This window comes from Citrobacter sp. RHBSTW-00570 (genome assembly GCF_013739755.1).
Taxonomy (GTDB): Bacteria; Pseudomonadota; Gammaproteobacteria; order Enterobacterales; family Enterobacteriaceae; genus Citrobacter; species Citrobacter braakii.
Genome location: NZ_CP056399.1, coordinates 4,928,495 through 4,946,394 on the forward strand (window position 1 = coordinate 4,928,495; position 17,900 = coordinate 4,946,394).

The 17,900-nt window shown below is 49.4% G+C and carries 16 protein-coding genes; 9 read left to right on the top strand and 7 right to left on the bottom strand.

The window, feature by feature from the left end; all coding sequences use genetic code 11:
- The first annotated feature begins 1 nt into the window (after position 1).
- Genes HV237_RS23370 through HV237_RS23390 form a run of 5 tightly spaced genes read left to right on the top strand, consistent with a single transcriptional unit; the run spans position 2 to position 4,297 of the window.
- Positions 2-883 (top strand): aldose 1-epimerase, encoded by an 882-nt coding sequence (locus tag HV237_RS23370; protein ID WP_047357786.1) that lies wholly within the window; start codon positions 2-4, stop codon positions 881-883.
- Entirely contained in the window at positions 876-1,754 is an 879-nt protein-coding gene (locus HV237_RS23375; protein ID WP_181541645.1) for an SMP-30/gluconolactonase/LRE family protein, read from the top strand. The genes HV237_RS23370 and HV237_RS23375 overlap by 8 nt, the downstream gene beginning before the upstream one ends.
- Positions 1,751-2,620, top strand: a complete 870-nt coding sequence (locus HV237_RS23380) for an NAD(P)-dependent oxidoreductase (protein WP_047357788.1) — start codon at positions 1,751-1,753, stop codon at positions 2,618-2,620. The genes HV237_RS23375 and HV237_RS23380 overlap by 4 nt, the downstream gene beginning before the upstream one ends.
- 14 nt (positions 2,621-2,634) lie before the next feature.
- A complete protein-coding gene (locus HV237_RS23385) occupies positions 2,635-3,402 on the top strand; it encodes an SDR family oxidoreductase (protein WP_047357789.1) in 768 nt (255 codons plus the stop codon).
- Positions 3,403-3,412: 10 nt separating this feature from the next.
- Positions 3,413-4,297, top strand: coding sequence for a sulfite exporter TauE/SafE family protein (locus HV237_RS23390; RefSeq protein WP_047357790.1), 885 nt, complete (start codon positions 3,413-3,415; stop codon positions 4,295-4,297).
- A 69-nt stretch (positions 4,298-4,366) separates the two neighbouring features.
- Here HV237_RS23390 and HV237_RS23395 read toward each other — a convergent pair whose 3' ends face one another.
- The 6 genes from HV237_RS23395 to yihU all read right to left on the bottom strand — a co-directional run bounded on the left by HV237_RS23395 (position 4,367) and on the right by yihU (position 11,064).
- Positions 4,367-5,257, bottom strand: coding sequence for an aldose epimerase (locus HV237_RS23395; RefSeq protein ID WP_047357791.1), 891 nt, complete (start codon positions 5,255-5,257; stop codon positions 4,367-4,369).
- 30 nt (positions 5,258-5,287) lie between these two features.
- Positions 5,288-6,613 carry an MFS transporter gene (locus HV237_RS23400; RefSeq protein ID WP_016157871.1) on the bottom strand — a complete coding sequence of 442 codons (1,326 nt, stop codon included), beginning with the start codon at positions 6,611-6,613 and terminating at the stop codon, positions 5,288-5,290.
- A gap of 102 nt (positions 6,614-6,715) precedes the next feature.
- Positions 6,716-8,149 (bottom strand): MFS transporter, encoded by a 1,434-nt coding sequence (locus tag HV237_RS23405; RefSeq protein WP_047357792.1) that lies wholly within the window; start codon positions 8,147-8,149, stop codon positions 6,716-6,718.
- A 69-nt stretch (positions 8,150-8,218) separates the two neighbouring features.
- Complete coding sequence (locus HV237_RS23410) at positions 8,219-9,229, bottom strand: L-threonine dehydrogenase (RefSeq protein ID WP_047357793.1); 1,011 nt, start codon at positions 9,227-9,229, stop codon at positions 8,219-8,221.
- Positions 9,230-9,260: 31 nt separating this feature from the next.
- Positions 9,261-10,148 (bottom strand): aldolase, encoded by an 888-nt coding sequence (locus tag HV237_RS23415; RefSeq protein ID WP_016157868.1) that lies wholly within the window; start codon positions 10,146-10,148, stop codon positions 9,261-9,263.
- A 25-nt stretch (positions 10,149-10,173) separates the two neighbouring features.
- The gene (gene yihU / locus HV237_RS23420; RefSeq protein ID WP_047357794.1) at positions 10,174-11,064 is read right to left on the bottom strand and encodes a sulfolactaldehyde 3-reductase; all 891 of its coding nucleotides are present in this window, start codon (positions 11,062-11,064) and stop codon (positions 10,174-10,176) included.
- 172 nt (positions 11,065-11,236) lie between these two features.
- Here yihU and HV237_RS23425 point away from each other — a divergent pair, with 172 nt between their 5' ends.
- Positions 11,237-12,133, top strand: coding sequence for a sugar kinase (locus HV237_RS23425; RefSeq protein WP_016157866.1), 897 nt, complete (start codon positions 11,237-11,239; stop codon positions 12,131-12,133).
- 39 nt (positions 12,134-12,172) lie between these two features.
- Positions 12,173-12,961, top strand: a complete 789-nt coding sequence (locus HV237_RS23430; RefSeq protein WP_016157865.1) for a DeoR/GlpR family DNA-binding transcription regulator — start codon at positions 12,173-12,175, stop codon at positions 12,959-12,961.
- Between the two features lie 66 nt (positions 12,962-13,027).
- Here HV237_RS23430 and typA read toward each other — a convergent pair whose 3' ends face one another.
- Positions 13,028-14,851, bottom strand: a complete 1,824-nt coding sequence (gene typA, locus HV237_RS23435; protein WP_008786988.1) for a ribosome-dependent GTPase TypA — start codon at positions 14,849-14,851, stop codon at positions 13,028-13,030.
- A 380-nt stretch (positions 14,852-15,231) separates the two neighbouring features.
- On the opposite strand from typA, the gene glnA reads away from it, so the two are divergent.
- A complete protein-coding gene (gene glnA / locus HV237_RS23440; RefSeq protein ID WP_003028638.1) occupies positions 15,232-16,641 on the top strand; it encodes a glutamate--ammonia ligase in 1,410 nt (469 codons plus the stop codon).
- Positions 16,642-16,843: 202 nt separating this feature from the next.
- Positions 16,844-17,893 (top strand): nitrogen regulation protein NR(II), encoded by a 1,050-nt coding sequence (gene glnL, locus HV237_RS23445; protein ID WP_016155163.1) that lies wholly within the window; start codon positions 16,844-16,846, stop codon positions 17,891-17,893.
- The last annotated feature ends 7 nt before the right edge of the window (positions 17,894-17,900 follow it).

Sequence of the window (17,900 nt, forward strand, 5' to 3'; positions counted from 1 at the left end):
GATGACCCGCCTGCTCGAATGCGCCTTGGGTGAAACCCGCATTGCCGTCGCACCCGAACTGGGTGGCGCACTCGCCTGGCTACGCTGGAGAGGACATGACATTCTGCGCCCTCTGGACCCGGCAGGAGAACAGCGAGCCAATCTCTGTGGCAGCTATCCGCTCATCCCATGGTCAAACCGTATTGCGAACGGATGCTTCACCTTTAATAAGGTGAAGCATCGGGTAAAACGCAATTTTGGCGACCATCCTCACTCCCTGCATGGCAATGGTTGGCAAACCGCATGGCAGGTATTGCACGCCACGGAACAGGAAATAGTACTAGAACTGCACAGCCCTGCCAGCGAAAGCTGGCCGTGGCCTTATCGCGCTGAGCAACGGTTCAGGCTGTTCCCTGACCGGTTGCGTATTGAATTAACTCTATTCAATAACGCCGAGGAAAACGTTCCGGTCGGCCTCGGGTTTCACCCCTTCTTTGCCGATGCCGAACACAGCGAAATACGTTTAGTCTCCTCACGCGTATGGCTAAACGATGAGAATAGCCTGCCTAGCAAAGAAACTGACGTCCCCGAACCATGGTGTTATCACACTTTCAGGCCCCCAATACCGGGATCGGTTGATAACTGTTTTACCGGCTGGCAATCCCCGGCAGAGATCAGATGGCCGCAAAAACACATTCGCGTGGAAATAGATTCTGCGGCAACCAATGCCATTCTTTTTATTCCCCCACGTGAACGCAATGTCGTGGCAATTGAACCTGTCACGCACATCAATAACGCTATCAACTTACTTCCTGCTAACGACAGCGAACACGCGATGAAAACCCTTAATCCAGGAGCGTCATTAACTCACTGGATGGAATTACGGATGGTCAGCGATGAATAAACCTGAATTGCTTTTCGATTATGTGGGCCATTTACCAGAGTGCCCAACCTGGGATCATGACGAACAGGCACTGTACTGGACTGACATTCTGGAATGTGAGATCCACCGCTTCCAGCTTCATTCAGGAGAACACAAAGTGTTCTCCTTTAAAGAAGAGCCGGGATGCTTTGCGTTACGTGAGAACGGCGGATTTATTGTGGCGCTCCGGAGCGGTATCTGGCTTACCGACGCGCAAGGTCAACTGGAAACGAAAATCGGCGATAACCCCAATAATCCAGCGTTGGCACGCTTCAATGACGGCGGTGTGGATCCGGTAGGGCGCTTCTGGGCAGGGACCTATTGGGGCCCCCGCGATTACAACGGCGCGCTGCTGTGTCGCATAGATAACGACCTGCATATGCAAGTGATGCAGTGCGACATTCTGGGCGCCAACGGCCTGGCATTCTCACCAGACTCTCGCTGGATGTATACCAGCGATACACCAAACCATGTGATTTACCGAACACCGCTGAACGCGCAGGGAGAGCCAGGGCTACGTCAGGTCTGGAAAACCTTTCCATGCGGAAATGGTCGTCCTGATGGTGCTGCGATGGATAGCGAAGGATGTTACTGGAGCGCGCTTTTCGACGGATGGTGCATTGCCCGTTTCTCTCCTCAGGGGGAAATACTGGAAGAATACGCTCTGCCCGTTCGTTGCCCGACTATGGTCTGCTTCGGTGGTCCGGAAATGAAAACGCTGTTTATCACCACCACCCGGGAAAACATGACCACGCAAGAGTGCGCAGCGTACCCCCTCTCTGGCGCAATTTTTACCCTGAACGTTGCCGTCGCTGGCATGCATAAACCCAAATTTAAGGAAATTACACAATGAAAACGATCGGCTTTATCGGGCTTGGCCTAATGGGCGAAGCTATGTCTAAAAATATTGTCGCGAAATTCGATGGTACGGTTTTAGTTTATGACATTAACCAGGATGCGATTAATCGGTTAGTTGTTGCCGGAGCCAAAGCCGCAGCATCAATAGAAGATATTGCGCGTAATGCTGACGTGGTCATCAGTATGGTTCCACGCTCTGAACATGTGCGCGAAGTCTATCAGCAAATGATGCCTTATCTGCATGCAGGACAAATCACGATAGATATGTCGACAATTGACCCCTCCGTTTCTGTCGATATTTCGCAACAGGTGAATAAGACTGGCGCGGTAATGCTGGATGCTCCCGTTGTGAAATCTGTCCCCGCTGCCGTTAAGGCGGAGCTGGGAATTTATATTGGCGGAGATAAAGCCGCATGGGAAAAAGTGAAGCCTATCCTCGCCATGATGGGCTGCAATCAAATCTATATGGGTGATAACGGACGCGGTCTGGTGATGAAAATGCTCCATAATGTTCTGGTCGCAGGCATTCAAAATAGTGTCAATGAGATGCTCACCGCAGCAGATCATTACGGTATTAACAAAGCGAATTTCCATCAAGCAATATCCTATGGTGGCGCCACTAATTTCTATCTCGACAGCAAAATTAACAGTTTGATTTCTGAAGATTACAGCACCGCTTTCTCTCTAAAAAATATGTCTAAAGACGTCAACATTATGAAAACGATGCTTATTGAGTCTGGTTTACACCTTCCGGGTGTTAACGTCGTGAAAAATATTTACGATCGTGGATTAGAAACCGGAATCGGCAATGAAGATTTTTGTGCGACATATAAAGTCGTGCGTAACAATGCTAAAAACTAATCAGGAAAATAAAAATGAAAAATAATCTCAATGTAAACTACTATTCCCTTAAAAATAAAGTTGTTGCTATTACCGGTGGCGCCAGTGGCATTGGCGAAGCTTATGTTCGTGCTTTTGTAGAGCAAGGCGCTAAAGTTGCCTTTCTTGATTATGACAAACAGGCCGGTGAAAAACTTGCCATTGAACTTGGGTGCTTATTTTTATTCTGTGATGTCACCAATATTCCTCAATTACAAAACTGTTTCACCACCATCGCTGAAGAATTGGGTAACGTCGAAATTCTCATCAATAATGCCGGCAGTGACGATCACCATACGATTGATGATTTAACTGAAGAGTATTTTAACAACCGCATTAACGTGAATTTACGTCACCATCTCTTTGCAATTCAGTCGGTGATTCCGGCAATGACCCAAAAAGGAACAGGCTGCATTATTAATATGGGTTCGATCAACTGGATGCGAGGACGTCCGGGCCGCGTCTGTTATTCCCTGTCGAAAGCAGCCATTCATGGATTTACTCGTACGCTAGCTCAGGAGTTAGGTCCTCGCGGCATCCGGGTTAATAGCCTTGTTCCGGGCGCGATTCGAACTGCAAAACAGGACGCCATGTGGGCTAAGTTGGATCCTTCTGCCGTGAATCAATTCGTTGAATTGCAGGCACTAAAGTTCCGTCTGGATGGAAGTCACTGCGCACGGTTAGCGCTGTTCCTTGCGTCAGAGGAATCATGCGGTTGTACCGGTCAGGATTTTATTGTTGATGCGGGATTATCACTTAACTAAGAGAATCGTTATGGATTTCTTCACATTATTTACTCCAGATGGCGCCGCGCTCGATACCAGCGCCATGCTGATCGTCATCGCGGTAATGTTTTTATATACCTTTGTGGGAATATGTGCAGGTTTTGGCGGCGGTTTAACCTCAATGCCGTTAATTACCATGGTACTACCATTAAAAATGGCAGCGCCAATGTCCGTGATGGTTGGTACGGCAACCGCGCTTTATGCAACATGGTTATCCCGAAAAGAGACAGACTGGAAATCTGCCGCCGTTCTCATTCTTTTTTCGTTTGCTGGTATTCCGGTTGGGCTATATGCTCTCTCATATTTACCCGACCATATTATGAAGATCGGCCTGGGCGGTTTTATTATTATTTACTCGTTCTATAGTCTGTTTATCCCGCGTCTGCCAATTTATGACAAACGTTGGATCGCCGCGCCGATGGGGGCAATTGCTGGTGCGTTAGGTGCCGCATTCTCAACAAACGGACCGCCGGTGGTCATGTATGGAATGCTGCGTAATCTGGGACCGGCGGCATTTCGTGGTACACTCAACGCTTTTTTTACTGCCAATAACATTGCCATTATTGGCGGGTTGGCCACCAGCGGAATTCTGACTATTTCAACCTTTAAGCTGGTGTTATTTTGTATACCCACGATGATTCTTGGTTCCATTGTGGGGCAGTATGTGCACAAGCGTATTTCAGTAAAAATATTCCGCATCATGGTGTTTCTGCTGTTAATCGCTTCCGGTGCTATGTTGATTAAAGGCGCTACGGGAATATCCGCATTGAGCGCGTTGTTACCCGTATTTTCATTACTAATTATTCTACAGCTTATTTTCGGTAAAAAAGTTGCGGCAATCCGCGCAATGGACGAAGCAGCAAAACCCCAATAATAAATTAAGTCAATAACAGAAAAGCCGCTGATTTCAGCGGCTTTTCTGTTATTGATATCTATCAAAACGTCAGTTATCTCTTTTAAATCGCCAGATCGTCTCAATGACCAAAGGTGCACCCGGACAGACAAACTGCGGTGCACGATTAATTTCATTCGGTGCTTGAGTAAGGGGATTAACACAAGTTGCATCGGGCTGTTTATCAAAGACAACCAGACTTTGCGCACTCGATGTCATTGTCATACTCAGCTTACCAGGCCACTGTAATCTGACATTGAGACCGTTATTAAAACCAAAGCAGTCATCCCACGGACCTGATTGTGGAGGGATTTTTTTACCGGTTGGTAGCTCATTGTTTCCAGCCTCTTCCTGCCAATCAGCATCAAAAATTACCTGTAATTGTTCTTGTTCATTCTGCTGGTCGAGTCGTTTTGCAAACCAAGGGTGCCATCCAGCTGATGCAGGGAATGTTTCAGACAAAGTATGAATTTCTAAGCGTAGAATTAGCGCATCGTCTTCAATGGTCAGCGTTTGCAGGACCTCTCCTTGCCATGGCCATGGAGCGCCCAGTGGCATGCGCAGTTTCAAGGTATCCGCTTTATGTTCGACAATTTCCCATGATGAATAACAGGCCATACCATGTAGAGCATGAGGCGGTTTGTTAGCAGGTAATGCGTACTGTTTCTTCCCTACTGTCAACGTTGCATCGCCAAGGCGGCCTGCCCAAGGAACCATAGGAAAGCAGCCATACTGAAATGCTTTACGCTGTGGCTCCCATTGACGTAACACTTCAAAACCAAATGCCTGTAGCGAGGTGATTCTGGCACCATCACGCGGAAAAACTTGCAGACGTAAATGTCCTTTTTCCAGCAAAATAGGTTGACCGAACGGTCCCGGCCAGGCGGCATCAAAAGCACGCTGTAATGCTTGATAATGCTCAGTATTCAACTCATTGTTCATGTTATTGCTCTCTGATATTTCGGTAAGAAGTTAAATGTTATTAGCGTCATTTTTATTGTCTGAATGTGGCTCAATAAGCCAGACGCAAATGAATGAAAGTATTGAGATAACAAACAGAAACAGTGCTACATACCACGGTTTCCCGCCTCCCAGCGCCAACAAGCTGGAGGCAATTAGCGGGCTTAACCCACCCAGAATTGCGGAGAACTGATAGGCAAATGAAAGACCCGTATAACGCACTCGTGTTCCGAACATACGAGTAAATAAGGTGGGCTGTACTGCAAACATCATCGTTGGCCCCAGGTTATAGCCAAGAATCATGCAGCACCAGATGATAAGTGTGCTTTTCGTATCCAGCAGCAGGAAGAATGGGAATGCAAAAAGGATGCAAAAACCAGCGCCAAATAAATACATCTTCCGTTGCCCAACGCGGTCAGAGATCCAACCAATTAATGGACAACATACAATGCCAATTGCTGAGGCGATTAGCATGCCGTTGAGTGGAATATCCCTTGATAATGCCAACTGGCTGGAAATATAGACAATACCAAAGGCATTAATGATGTTCGACGAAACGCTCTCTGCCAGCCTGGCCCCTAGCGCCAACAGAATGTTACGCGGATGCTTACGGAAAAGTTCAATCAACGGTGGTGCTGATTGTTCCTGTGAGACAGCCGTTTTTTGTTTTTTAAAATCCAGTGTTTCTTCAGTATGTAACCGTATGAACATCCCAACAATTAACATGATGGCAGAGAGCCAAAAAGGGATACGCCATCCCCAGGCCAGAAACTCTTCTTGGGTCAGGAAGTGATTGCATAATGCAAACACCCCTGTCGCCAGCATAATCCCAACCGAGGCTGCCGTTTGTGGGAGCGAACCTAAAAACCCGCGCTTCGCCTCAGGCGCAGATTCAATAGTCATCAATGCAGCCCCGCCATATTCCCCACCCAGACCGAACCCCTGCACCAGACGAAGAACCATCAATATAATCGGGGCCCAGATACCAATGTCCTTGTATGTTGGTATGAAGCCGATTAAAAACGTTGAGGAACCAACTATCGCTAACGTCCAAATCAACGTTATTTTGCGACCGACTTTATCGCCAAAATGGCCAAAAACAATGCCCCCTAGCGGACGTGATAGAAAACCCACACCAAAGGTCGCGAATGCGGCGATTAAACCAATAAAAGGATCGCTATCAGGGAAAAACAGGGGAGCAAAGACTAGCCCTGCTGCCGTTCCGAAAATAAAAAAATCGTACCATTCCATCAACGCGCCAGCGAAACTGCCCATGACAACGCGTCTCATGGCTTTGCCGGATAGCTCTTTCCCTGGTACATGTTCTATTTCAGCCATACTTTTCCTCTCCGGGTCGGCGAGAAATCTGCGCAATAAAATCACTAAAAAAGCGGCGGATATACGAAAAAGCGCGTCGACATGTTGCGACGCGCTTGCTTGTTATTTATCCAGCTCAGCCAGTACCTCAGCGTCTTCAGCGTCAACGTTTGCACCAAGTGGTTCCCACTTAATCAACACGCATGTCAAGAAGCCGAGAAAAGGAACAATTGCCAGCCAATAGAACGCTTCTGTCTTTAATGCACCCCACAACATTGGCCAGAAAATAAGTCCGGCAATCGCCCCAGTACGCATAATTGCACGAGCAAATCCTACGCCTGTCGGGCGAATAGATGGCGGATAAGAAAGTGTGGCAATGGTCATTCCCAGGCCGCCCGGGCCCGCTGAATGGAAGAAAATGATCGCGCCCAACAAACCTAAAGAAAGCCATGGGTTGGTGGTTGCTAATGCACCTAAAGCCAGTAATGCAACCGTTACGACGGCGAAACCATACATCGACTGAAGGCGAGTTCCCAAACGCTGGAGGATAAGTGAACCAATCAATCCACCTGTAATGCCACACAGGGCATTCACTACCGCAGAACCGCTAAGTGCCCCGGTTAATCCACCGCTCAGTATTCCCGCCAAAGTCAGCGGTAAATAAACGCCCACGGCGTTATATTGCCAGGCTTGCATCGTCGCCACAACGCAGCCGAGAATGGTACGTTTGCGATAACGTGAGTTAAATAAAATCCCATACCCGCCATGAAACTTACTTTCTGTTTTTTCAGCAGAAATATCATCGCTTTTTGACTTGGCAGTAACGCGAGCATGAACACCATAGCGTTTAGCCAGAATATCGCAGGCTTTATCATAACGTCCGACTCGTGCGGCCCACATTGCGGATTCGCCAATGAAGAAATAGCGTAGGATCATGATAATGATGGCAAAAATAGCACCAATGAAAATACCATAGCGCCATAATTGCTCTTCTGCGATACCCGACAACAGCAGTGGAAGCAGCACAAGATAGACGACCGTAGTTGATACATACCAGGCCATTTGCCAGAGATTAACCGATGAACCGGTTTTCTTAGATGTTGAGCCGCGTAGTTCTGCCACCGCATTTGTTGCCAGCGGGAAATCAATACCCAAGCCAAATCCCATGATTACGCGACACACCAGCACCCACCAGATGTTCGGGGCTATCGCGACAGCTGCGGCACCTATTGTGCACAGGCCCATTCCGATGATAAATGCACGCTTTTGACCAAAGCGGTTAATCACACGGTTCGCCAGCAATCCACCAATCAGAGCGGCAACTAAAACAGAGGCGTTAACCGTCGCCGCTAGCCCCGGCGAAATACCAAATTGCAATGCAATATATTTATTACCAAACCCCACCATCGCCGCCTGATAGGCATCAATTAGAATGCCGCCAAGAGCGATAAAAATGACGCCGACACTGGTGTTTACTGCTGAATGTTTATTAACAATATCAATTACGTCCTGGGGACGACCGATCGAGTAAGGTGTAGGACTGGTGATGTGACTCATCGCAGCATCCTTTTTCATTGTTGTAGGATGGCGCTACCCTTAAGCAGCGCCAGACAGAGGGTTACAGCATCAAACCTCAGCAAATTGCAGCATGACTTTTATAGAGTCATTTTGCTGCGCACGTTCAAACGCCTTATCCGCATCTTCGACAGGGAAGAGATCGGTCACCAGTTCGCTGGTGTCAAACCGCCCATCCGCAAGCCATTCAATCACGGCATCGAAGTCTTCCGGGATATACATGCCGGAATTCAACAAATCGCGTTCGAAGCGCTGCATCATCGGAAGAGGAATTTCACGTGGGCCACTCGGTACCCCCATGCACACTACCGTTCCGCCAGCATAAACGTGGGTAAATGCATCATTCAGCGTGGTCTGGGCAGCAACAACATCAATTGCCCCCGTAAAACGGACCTGTGCATCCAATTCCCCCGGAGCCCAGACTTCCGTGGCACCTAGCTTTAACGACAACGCGCGCTTAGCGGCATCAGGTTCGATGACGGTGATCTTTCCCGCGCCCATGATGCGCAATGCTTGAACGATGGATAAGCCAATTGTCCCTGCACCAATCACTAGTACACTTTCCAATGACGCTTTCGGCATACGGCTCACGCAATGACGCGCGCAGGCTGCTGGCTCAGCGAAAGCCAGTGCTTTTAGTGGTAACGAAGCAGGTGCAACATGGCAGTTTCGTGCAGGTACAATGTGCTGCGAGCGGGCAAAACCCGGCGCCCGAAAGCCAGCAACCTGTGGCGGCTCACACAGATTAAAGCGACCCGCTTTACAAGCACGACACTCCATGCAGGCCATTATTGGGTCGACTACGACATGATCGCCCAGCTTAACATTCGTCACTTCACTGCCCACTTCAGTTACGCGTGCCGCAATTTCATGTCCAGGCACAACCGGAGGTTTTGCAAATGGGTGCCCTCCCTTCAGTACATGCAGATCAGAGCCACATATTCCGTAAAACACCGGAGCAATGCGGACTTCTTGCGGTTTAAGTTCCTGGTGCGGCAGCTCAACATATTGGGTGATCACCTTCCCAATATCAGAAAATAGAACTTGGGTAATCTTATCCATGGTTCTTCTCCAGATTCGTTAAAATGGGTGATTAACGCTGAGAAATCCCTTCATCGACGATTTCTGCCAGGCGTTGTAAGCGTGGAACCGACACATCACGCAACATTGTTTGCGGATCTTGAGCACCAACAACCGATGCCCAAACGGCACGCCCTGCCAGGAATCCGGAAGCTCCCCCCTTCATGGCGATACGTACCGCGCGGCCAAAAATATCCGCATCAACACCAGAAGAGAGAATGACCCACGGCATTTTCATTTGTTCATGCAACTTTTGACACGCAGCAAGTAGGGTCTGTTCATCACCTTTGCCGCCTAATGGCATTTCAGCTTTATAGAGGTCAGCATCGGTGCAGCCGAGTTCAGCCGCTGCGGCAACGATGGCGCTTTCCCGGTCAAATTCCCAACCACGACGAGGAGGTCGGACAACCGGCTCAATGATGCTGACCAACCCTGCGCTACGGCAGCGTTGAACAAACTCAGCCACCATAGCCAAACGTTCTTCTGCAGGTTCATCTTCACGCCACAGCACCAACAACTTCATGGCTTTCGCACCCATTTCGCGGGCTTTATGCGGATCAATCGCTCTATCAATTTCGACACTATCAACTGGAATACCATTACCCGGAACAAAATGGTCAGCCGCCACAATCAGTCCACATGAATCAGCGACTGCACCTTGAGAGACAATCTGATCGAGACAAAATTGTTTATCTGCCAGAACCGCTGAAGCGTAGGGAGACAGAATTTGTGTTGCTGCAACTTTAAAATCAGTCAATACGCTGTCGGCAACCGGTTTAGGATATCCAGACGCTGCAAACATCAGGCGCATTGCTTCACGCTGATCAACGGCCAGCATGGCAAATCCACCGCCAGGGCGAGAAATATCTTTCAGCGTGTATGGGGTATTGTGGGAAGACATAATAACTCCTGTAACTGTTTAAAATTTATAGTGAATCTGGTCGGCCAGCCTGCTGACGAACCTGAGATAACAACGCACTCCAGTCCTGACGGCCTCGACCGTTCTCGCTGGCACGGGTGTAATAGGTTTCTGCTGCAATGCCCATATTGAGCGGCGCACCGGTCTGACTAGCGACATCGACGGCAATACGCAGGTCTTTCAACGCGAGGTCCACCATGAATGCCGGAGAAAGATCTCCTTTAAGTACCTTGCCAGGCCAGGTTGTCGTAAAGTGCCCCTTACCTGCGGCAGTACCGCTCATGACCTTAATGGCCACATCAAGGCTCAAACCCAATGATTCGCAAAGTACAGCGGCTTCCGCTGACAAGGCGTTCAGCGCAATACTCATATAGTTATTGATGAGCTTTACACGGATCCCCATACCGGGACCGCCAGCTTCCACCAGTTCATTTCCCATACACATCAGCACAGGGCGAGCGCGTTCAACCTGTTCAGGCGTTCCACCAGCAAGAATCAGCAGCGTGCCGTCAATCGCGTTAACTGACGTTCTGCCCACGGGGGCATCCATCATGCTGATGCCTTTCCCTTTCATCTCATGAATCAACGCATCGGTCTGCAATGGATGAATCGTGGACATGTCAATAACCAATGCATTGGGGGACAGGCCTTCGCTGACGCCATCTTTACCCAGCAGAACTTGCCGAACGATGTCGCCATTTGGCAGCATAGTGATAATGAATTCAGCATCTTTAGCGGCTTCAGCAGGGGTTTGAGCAGCAGTCGCACCTTTTTGTACTAATTCATTGACTGCCTGTTGGTTTACGTCGAACACACGCAAAGCATGTCCCTTTTGCAATAGATTATTAGCCATTGGGCTGCCCATCTGGCCCAAGCCCAAAAATGCAACGGTTGTCATGAATGCTCTCCTGTCTCAGGTTGACAAAATAATTACAATTAAAAATTCGTTTTCGTCTGTTTTTGAGCATATTTGTAATTTATGACTAAAAACAAGACACATGTCACTAATTTGATCATTTATGTCATTAAAATGAACAAAAGAAGACAAGATCACACAGGAATAAACAAATATGACCAGAATTGCTTGTATTGGAATCACCGTTCAGGACCGTATTTATTCTTTAAACGACCTGCCCAATGGCGGGGGTAAATATCAATCTAATCAATACCTTGAAACAGGTGGCGGCCCAGCCGCAACAGCGGCTGTCGCCATTGCCCGGCTCGGTATTGACGTTGATTTTATAGGTCGCGTAGGCGATGACAGTTGCGGGAATACTTTGCTTAACGAACTTCAGGTCTGGGGGGTTAATACCGAGTTTTGTCGGCAATACCCGAATTCCCGTTCATCTCAGTCCGCAATATTGGTCGATCAGCACGGAGAACGCATCATCGTGAACTATCCAAGCCCAGATCTTGGTACAGATGCTCAGTGGTTGGAGTCGATTGATTTTTCTCGATATGACATCGTTCTGGCCGATGTACGTTGGCATGAAGGGACGTTGAAATCCTTCGAGCTGGCACGTGCCGCAGGTGTCCCAACACTGCTGGATGCCGATATGACTCCACAAGACATAACCCCATTGGTAGCACTTGCCGACCATGCAGTTTTTTCAACCCCAGGTCTGAAGAGAATGACAGGGCAGAATGATGCACAACTGGCACTTAAACTGGCCTCTAAGCATACCAATGGTAAAGTGTACGTTACGCTTGGTAGTGAAGGATCACTATGGATTGAAAATGGGCAAACGTGCCAACAAACTGCATTTTCTGTCAATGTTGTGGATACAACTGGGGCAGGCGATGTTTTCCACGGTGCTATGGCGGCAGCTCTCGCAGAGAAAATGTCTACTGATCAAGCTATCCGTTTCGCAAGTGCTGTGGCGGCGATGAAATGCACTCAGGCAGGCGGACGAGCCGGAATTCCTAATCGTGCGCAAACCGAATCATTTTTGTCACTTTATGCGTAAAATAGCCGACAATTACGGGGAAGAGGTCCAGGAGTATTCATGAGCATCATTGAAGTCACCGGTAATCCGCGTCACGATCAACTTGTTCATTACATTTCAGAACGCGGCTATATGAATATTGAAGAGCTCGCACAATTGCTGGATGTTTCCACACAAACCGTGCGCCGAGATATTCGTAAGTTGAGTGAACAGGGTCTGATCACCCGACACCATGGTGGAGCCGGACGTGTATCCAGCATCATGAATACCGCCTTCGAACAGCGAGAGTTGTCCCTCATTCAGGAAAAAGAAGCGATAGCGGAGGCTGTTGCTGATTATCTTCCTGAACGCTGCACGGTTTTTATTACCATTGGTACTACGGTAGAAGCCGTCGCACGAGCTTTGCTGAACCGCCGGGACCTACGCATAATTACTAACAGTCTTCGCGTTGCGCAGATCTTATATAAGAATCAAGATCTTGAGGTCATGGTACCCGGTGGAACATTACGTGCTCATAATGGTGGTATTGTTGGTCCAGGAGCAGTGAACTTTATTGAAGGATTTAGAGCCGACTATTTGATTACCAGTATTGGTGCCATTGAGGAAGACGGCACACTATTGGAATTTGACGTTAACGAAGCGCTTGTCGCCAAAACGATGATTAAGCATGCACGTAATACGCTGTTAGTTGCTGATCATACTAAGTTTACCGCCTCAGCCGCTGTATCCATCGGTAATATGCGTAAAATTCGGGCATTTTTTACCGATTCCCAACCACCAAATTCATTCAAGCAATTGCTTGATTTAGAAAATATTGAGCTAGTCATTGCAGAGCAGGAAACAACCTGATCTTTTAGATAAAAAAAGCCGCTGAAATCAGCGGCTTTTTTATGCTTAACTGAGAAAGAGCGTTAATTACTCTTCTTTCGCGCCACGCATTGCACGGCGACGATCGTTTTCAGTCAGGTGACGCTTACGGATACGGATAGAGGTTGGGGTAACTTCTACCAGTTCGTCGTCATCAATGAATTCCAGAGCCTGCTCCAGAGTCATCTTAACCGGCGGAACCAGAACCGTTGCTTCGTCAGTACCGGACGCACGCATGTTGGTCAGTTTCTTACCGGTCAGGCAGTTTACAGTCAGGTCGTTAGAGCGGCTGTGAATACCGATGATCTGGCCTTCGTAAACTTCAGCACCGTGACCCAGGAACAGCTTACCGCGGTCCTGCAGGCTGAACAGTGCGAACGCAACTGCTTTACCCTGGCCATTGGAGATCAGTACGCCGTTCTGACGCTGACCCACATCACCCGCACGAACATCGTCGTAGTGGCTGAAGGTGGAGTACAGCAGACCGGTACCGGAGGTCATGGTCATGAATTCTGAACGGAAGCCGATCAGACCACGGCTTGGGATCACGTAGTCAAGACGTACGCGGCCTTTGCCATCTGGATTCATGTTTTTCAGGTCGCCTTTACGCTCACCCAGAGCCTGCATGACAGAACCCTGATGCTGCTCTTCGACGTCCAGCGTTACGTTTTCGAACGGCTCTTGTTTACGGCCGTCGATTTCGCGGAAGATTACTTTCGGACGGGAAACCGCCATTTCGAAACCTTCACGACGCATGTTCTCGATCAGAACAGACAGGTGCAGCTCACCACGACCGGATACACGGAACGCATCCGCATCTTCGGTTTCTTCGACGCGCAGCGCAACGTTGTGCACCAGCTCTTTGTTCAGGCGGTCAAGGATCTGACGAGAGGTAACATATTTACCTTCTTTACCACAGAACGGGGAGGTGTTTACGCAGAAGAACATGGTTACGGTCGGTTCATCAACGGACAGAGCCGGCAGCGCTTCGACGTTCTGCGGGTCGCAGATGGTGTCGGAGATGTTCAGTTCGCCCAGACCGGTGATCGCGATGATATCGCCCGCTTCGGCAATATCACTCTCGATACGTTCCAGACCCAGATGGGTCAGAACTTTACCGACTTTACCGTTACGGGTTTTGCCTTCGCTATCAATGATAGTGATCTGCTGGTTCGGTTTAACTTTACCGCGTTTGATACGGCCGATGCCGATTACGCCAACGTAGTTGTTGTAGTCCAGCTGAGAGATTTGCATCTGCAGCGGGCCATCAAGGTCTACGCTTGGAGCCGGAACACGATCAACGATGGTCTGATACAGCGGAGTCATGTCTTCAGCCATATCTTCGTGATCCAGACCTGCGATACCGTTCAGCGCGGAAGCGTAAACGATCGGGAAGTCCAGCTGTTCGTCGGTAGCGTCGAGGTTAACGAACAGGTCAAATACCTGATCAACAACCCAGTCAGGACGCGCGCCAGGGCGGTCAACTTTGTTGATAACAACAATTGGCTTCAGGCCATGGGCAAAGGCTTTTTTGGTCACGAAGCGCGTCTGCGGCATCGGACCATCCATTGCATCCACCACCAGCAGCACGGAGTCGACCATGGACATTACACGTTCAACTTCACCACCGAAGTCGGCGTGCCCTGGGGTATCAACGATGTTGATACGGTAGTCATTCCATTTGATAGCGGTGTTTTTAGCGAGGATGGTAATCCCACGCTCTTTCTCCAAATCGTTGGAGTCCATCACGCGCTCTTGGGTTTCAGCACGTGCATCGAACGTACCGGATTGTTGGAGCAGCTTGTCTACCAGGGTCGTTTTACCATGGTCTACGTGCGCGATGATGGCGATGTTACGCAAATTTTCGATCACAACTTTGCCTCAGGCATTTTAGAAATAGCGCGTTATTGTACACGGATTAATCGCAGTACAAAACAGGATCACAAACATCCTCCGCAAACAAGTATTGCAGAGTTTCTTTGTGATCACATTCACGGAGCGTTAAAAGGGGTAATCTGACATGCTTTGCACCATTATGGTGCTTAATGTTCACATTAAAGCACTATAATGGTGCAATACAATCTTCATGGTGCAGCCCCTTTGCACGATAGTGCGCATGATAACGCCTTTTAGGGGCAATTTAAAAGTTGGCACAGATTTCGCTTTATATTTTTTACGGCGACACGGCCAATTTTTTGCAGAATTGAAGACTTCGTTACCACGACGACCATGACCAATCCGGGAGAGTAAGTATGTCCGCTGAACACGTTTTGACGATGCTGAACGAACACGAAGTGAAGTTTGTTGATTTACGCTTCACTGATACCAAAGGTAAAGAACAGCACGTCACTATTCCTGCTCATCAGGTAAATGCCGAATTCTTTGAAGAAGGCAAAATGTTTGACGGCTCCTCAATCGGTGGCTGGAAAGGCATTAACGAATCAGACATGGTTCTGATGCCAGATGCGTCTACTGCACTCATCGACCCGTTCTATGAAGAGTCCACCCTGATCATCCGTTGCGATATCCTGGAACCTGGTACGCTGCAGGGCTACGACCGCGACCCGCGCTCCATCGCTAAACGCGCTGAAGAGTATCTGCGTTCTACCGGCATCGCAGACACCGTTCTGTTCGGGCCTGAGCCAGAGTTCTTCCTGTTTGACGACATCCGTTTCGGCGCGTCCATTTCCGGTTCCCACGTGGCTATCGATGACATCGAAGGCGCATGGAACTCCTCCACCAAATACGAAGGTGGTAACAAAGGTCACCGTCCTGGCGTGAAAGGCGGTTACTTCCCAGTTCCTCCGGTAGATTCTTCTCAGGACATCCGTTCTACCATGTGTCTGATCATGGAAGAAATGGGCCTGGTTGTTGAAGCGCATCACCACGAAGTGGCGACCGCAGGTCAGAACGAAATCGCGACCCGCTTTAACACCATGACCAAAAAAGCGGACGAAATTCAGATCTACAAATATGTGGTTCACAACGTCGCTCACCGTTTCGGTAAAACCGCGACCTTTATGCCAAAACCTATGTTTGGCGATAACGGTTCCGGTATGCACTGCCACATGTCTCTGTCCAAGAACGGCGTAAACCTGTTCTCTGGCGACAAATATGCGGGTCTGTCTGAGCAGGCGCTGTTCTACATCGGCGGCGTAATCAAACACGCTAAAGCGATCAACGCCCTGGCTAACCCAACCACCAACTCTTACAAGCGTCTGGTCCCAGGCTACGAAGCGCCGGTAATGCTGGCTTACTCTGCCCGTAACCGTTCTGCTTCTATCCGTATTCCGGTAGTGGCTTCTCCGAAAGCGCGTCGTATCGAAGTGCGTTTCCCGGACCCGGCTGCTAACCCGTACCTGTGCTTCGCAGCACTGCTGATGGCGGGTCTTGACGGTATTAAGAACAAGATCCACCCGGGCGAAGCCATGGATAAAAACCTGTACGACCTGCCGCCGGAAGAAGCGAAAGAGATCCCACAGGTTGCAGGTTCTCTGGAAGAAGCACTGAAAGAACTGGATCTGGACCGTGAGTTCCTGACTGCAGGTGGCGTGTTCACCAATGAAGCGATCGATGCGTACATTACGCTGCGTCGCGAAGAAGATGACCGCGTGCGCATGACTCCGCACCCGGTAGAGTTTGAGCTGTACTACAGCGTTTAATTAGTACCAATACTCCGTAGATTTCTTGTTGCGACCCACGCGGCTGTAGCAAGAAAAATATAGAGTCTTTAAGTTGCCGTGGAACTTTTAGCCCATCCCAGGATGGGCTTTTTTCTCCACTAACAACCTGCTTCCTCGCGCTTTTTTGATGTAAAAAGCTATAATGCACTAAATTGGTGCAACACTTTTCAGGAGACGCTGAATGGCAACCGGCACGCTGCCCGATGCTGGGCAGATCCTCAATTCTTTAATCAACAGCATCTTACTCGTCGACGATGAGCTGGCGGTACATTACGCCAACCCGGCGGCACAACAGCTGCTCGCCCAAAGCTCCCGCAAACTGTTTGGTACCCCACTTCCCGATCTGTTGAGTTATTTCTCCTTAAACATCGGGCTGATGCGAGAGAGCCTGGAAGCAGGCCAGGGCTTTACGGATAACGAAGTGACGCTGGTGATAGATAGCCACTCACACATCCTCTCTGTGACCGCTCAGAGGCTGCCTGATGGCCTTATCCTGCTGGAGATGGCGCCAATGGATAACCAGCGCCGTCTGAGCCAGGAACAGCTCCAGCACGCCCAGCAGATCGCTGCCCGCGATCTGGTGCGCGGCCTGGCGCACGAAATTAAAAACCCGCTGGGTGGATTACGCGGCGCGGCGCAACTGCTCAGTAAAGCGCTTCCGGACCCGGCGCTGACCGAATATACCAAAGTCATTATTGAGCAGGCCGACCGCCTGCGTAATCTGGTCGACCGTCTGCTGGGACCGCAACAGCCGGGAATGCACGTCACGGAAAGTATTCACAAAGTGGCGGAGCGCGTGGTAGCGCTGGTCTCGATGGAGCTGCCGGAAAACGTCACGCTGATTCGTGATTACGACCCGAGTCTGCCTGAATTACTGCACGACCCGGACCAGATCGAGCAGGTTTTGCTGAACATCGTGCGCAATGCTTTGCAGGCGCTGGGACCGGAAGGCGGCGAAATTATTCTGCGTACCCGCACCGCGTTTCAGCTCACGCTGCACGGTATGCGTTATCGTCTGGCGGCGCGGATTGATGTTGAGGATAACGGCCCGGGAATTCCCTCGCATTTGCAGGACACGCTGTTCTACCCAATGGTCAGCGGTCGCGAAGGCGGTACCGGCCTTGGATTATCCATCGCCCGTAATTTGATTGATCAACATTCCGGCAAAATTGAATTTACCAGTTGGCCGGGTCATACCGAGTTCTCGGTTTACCTGCCTATCAGGAAATAAAGGTGAC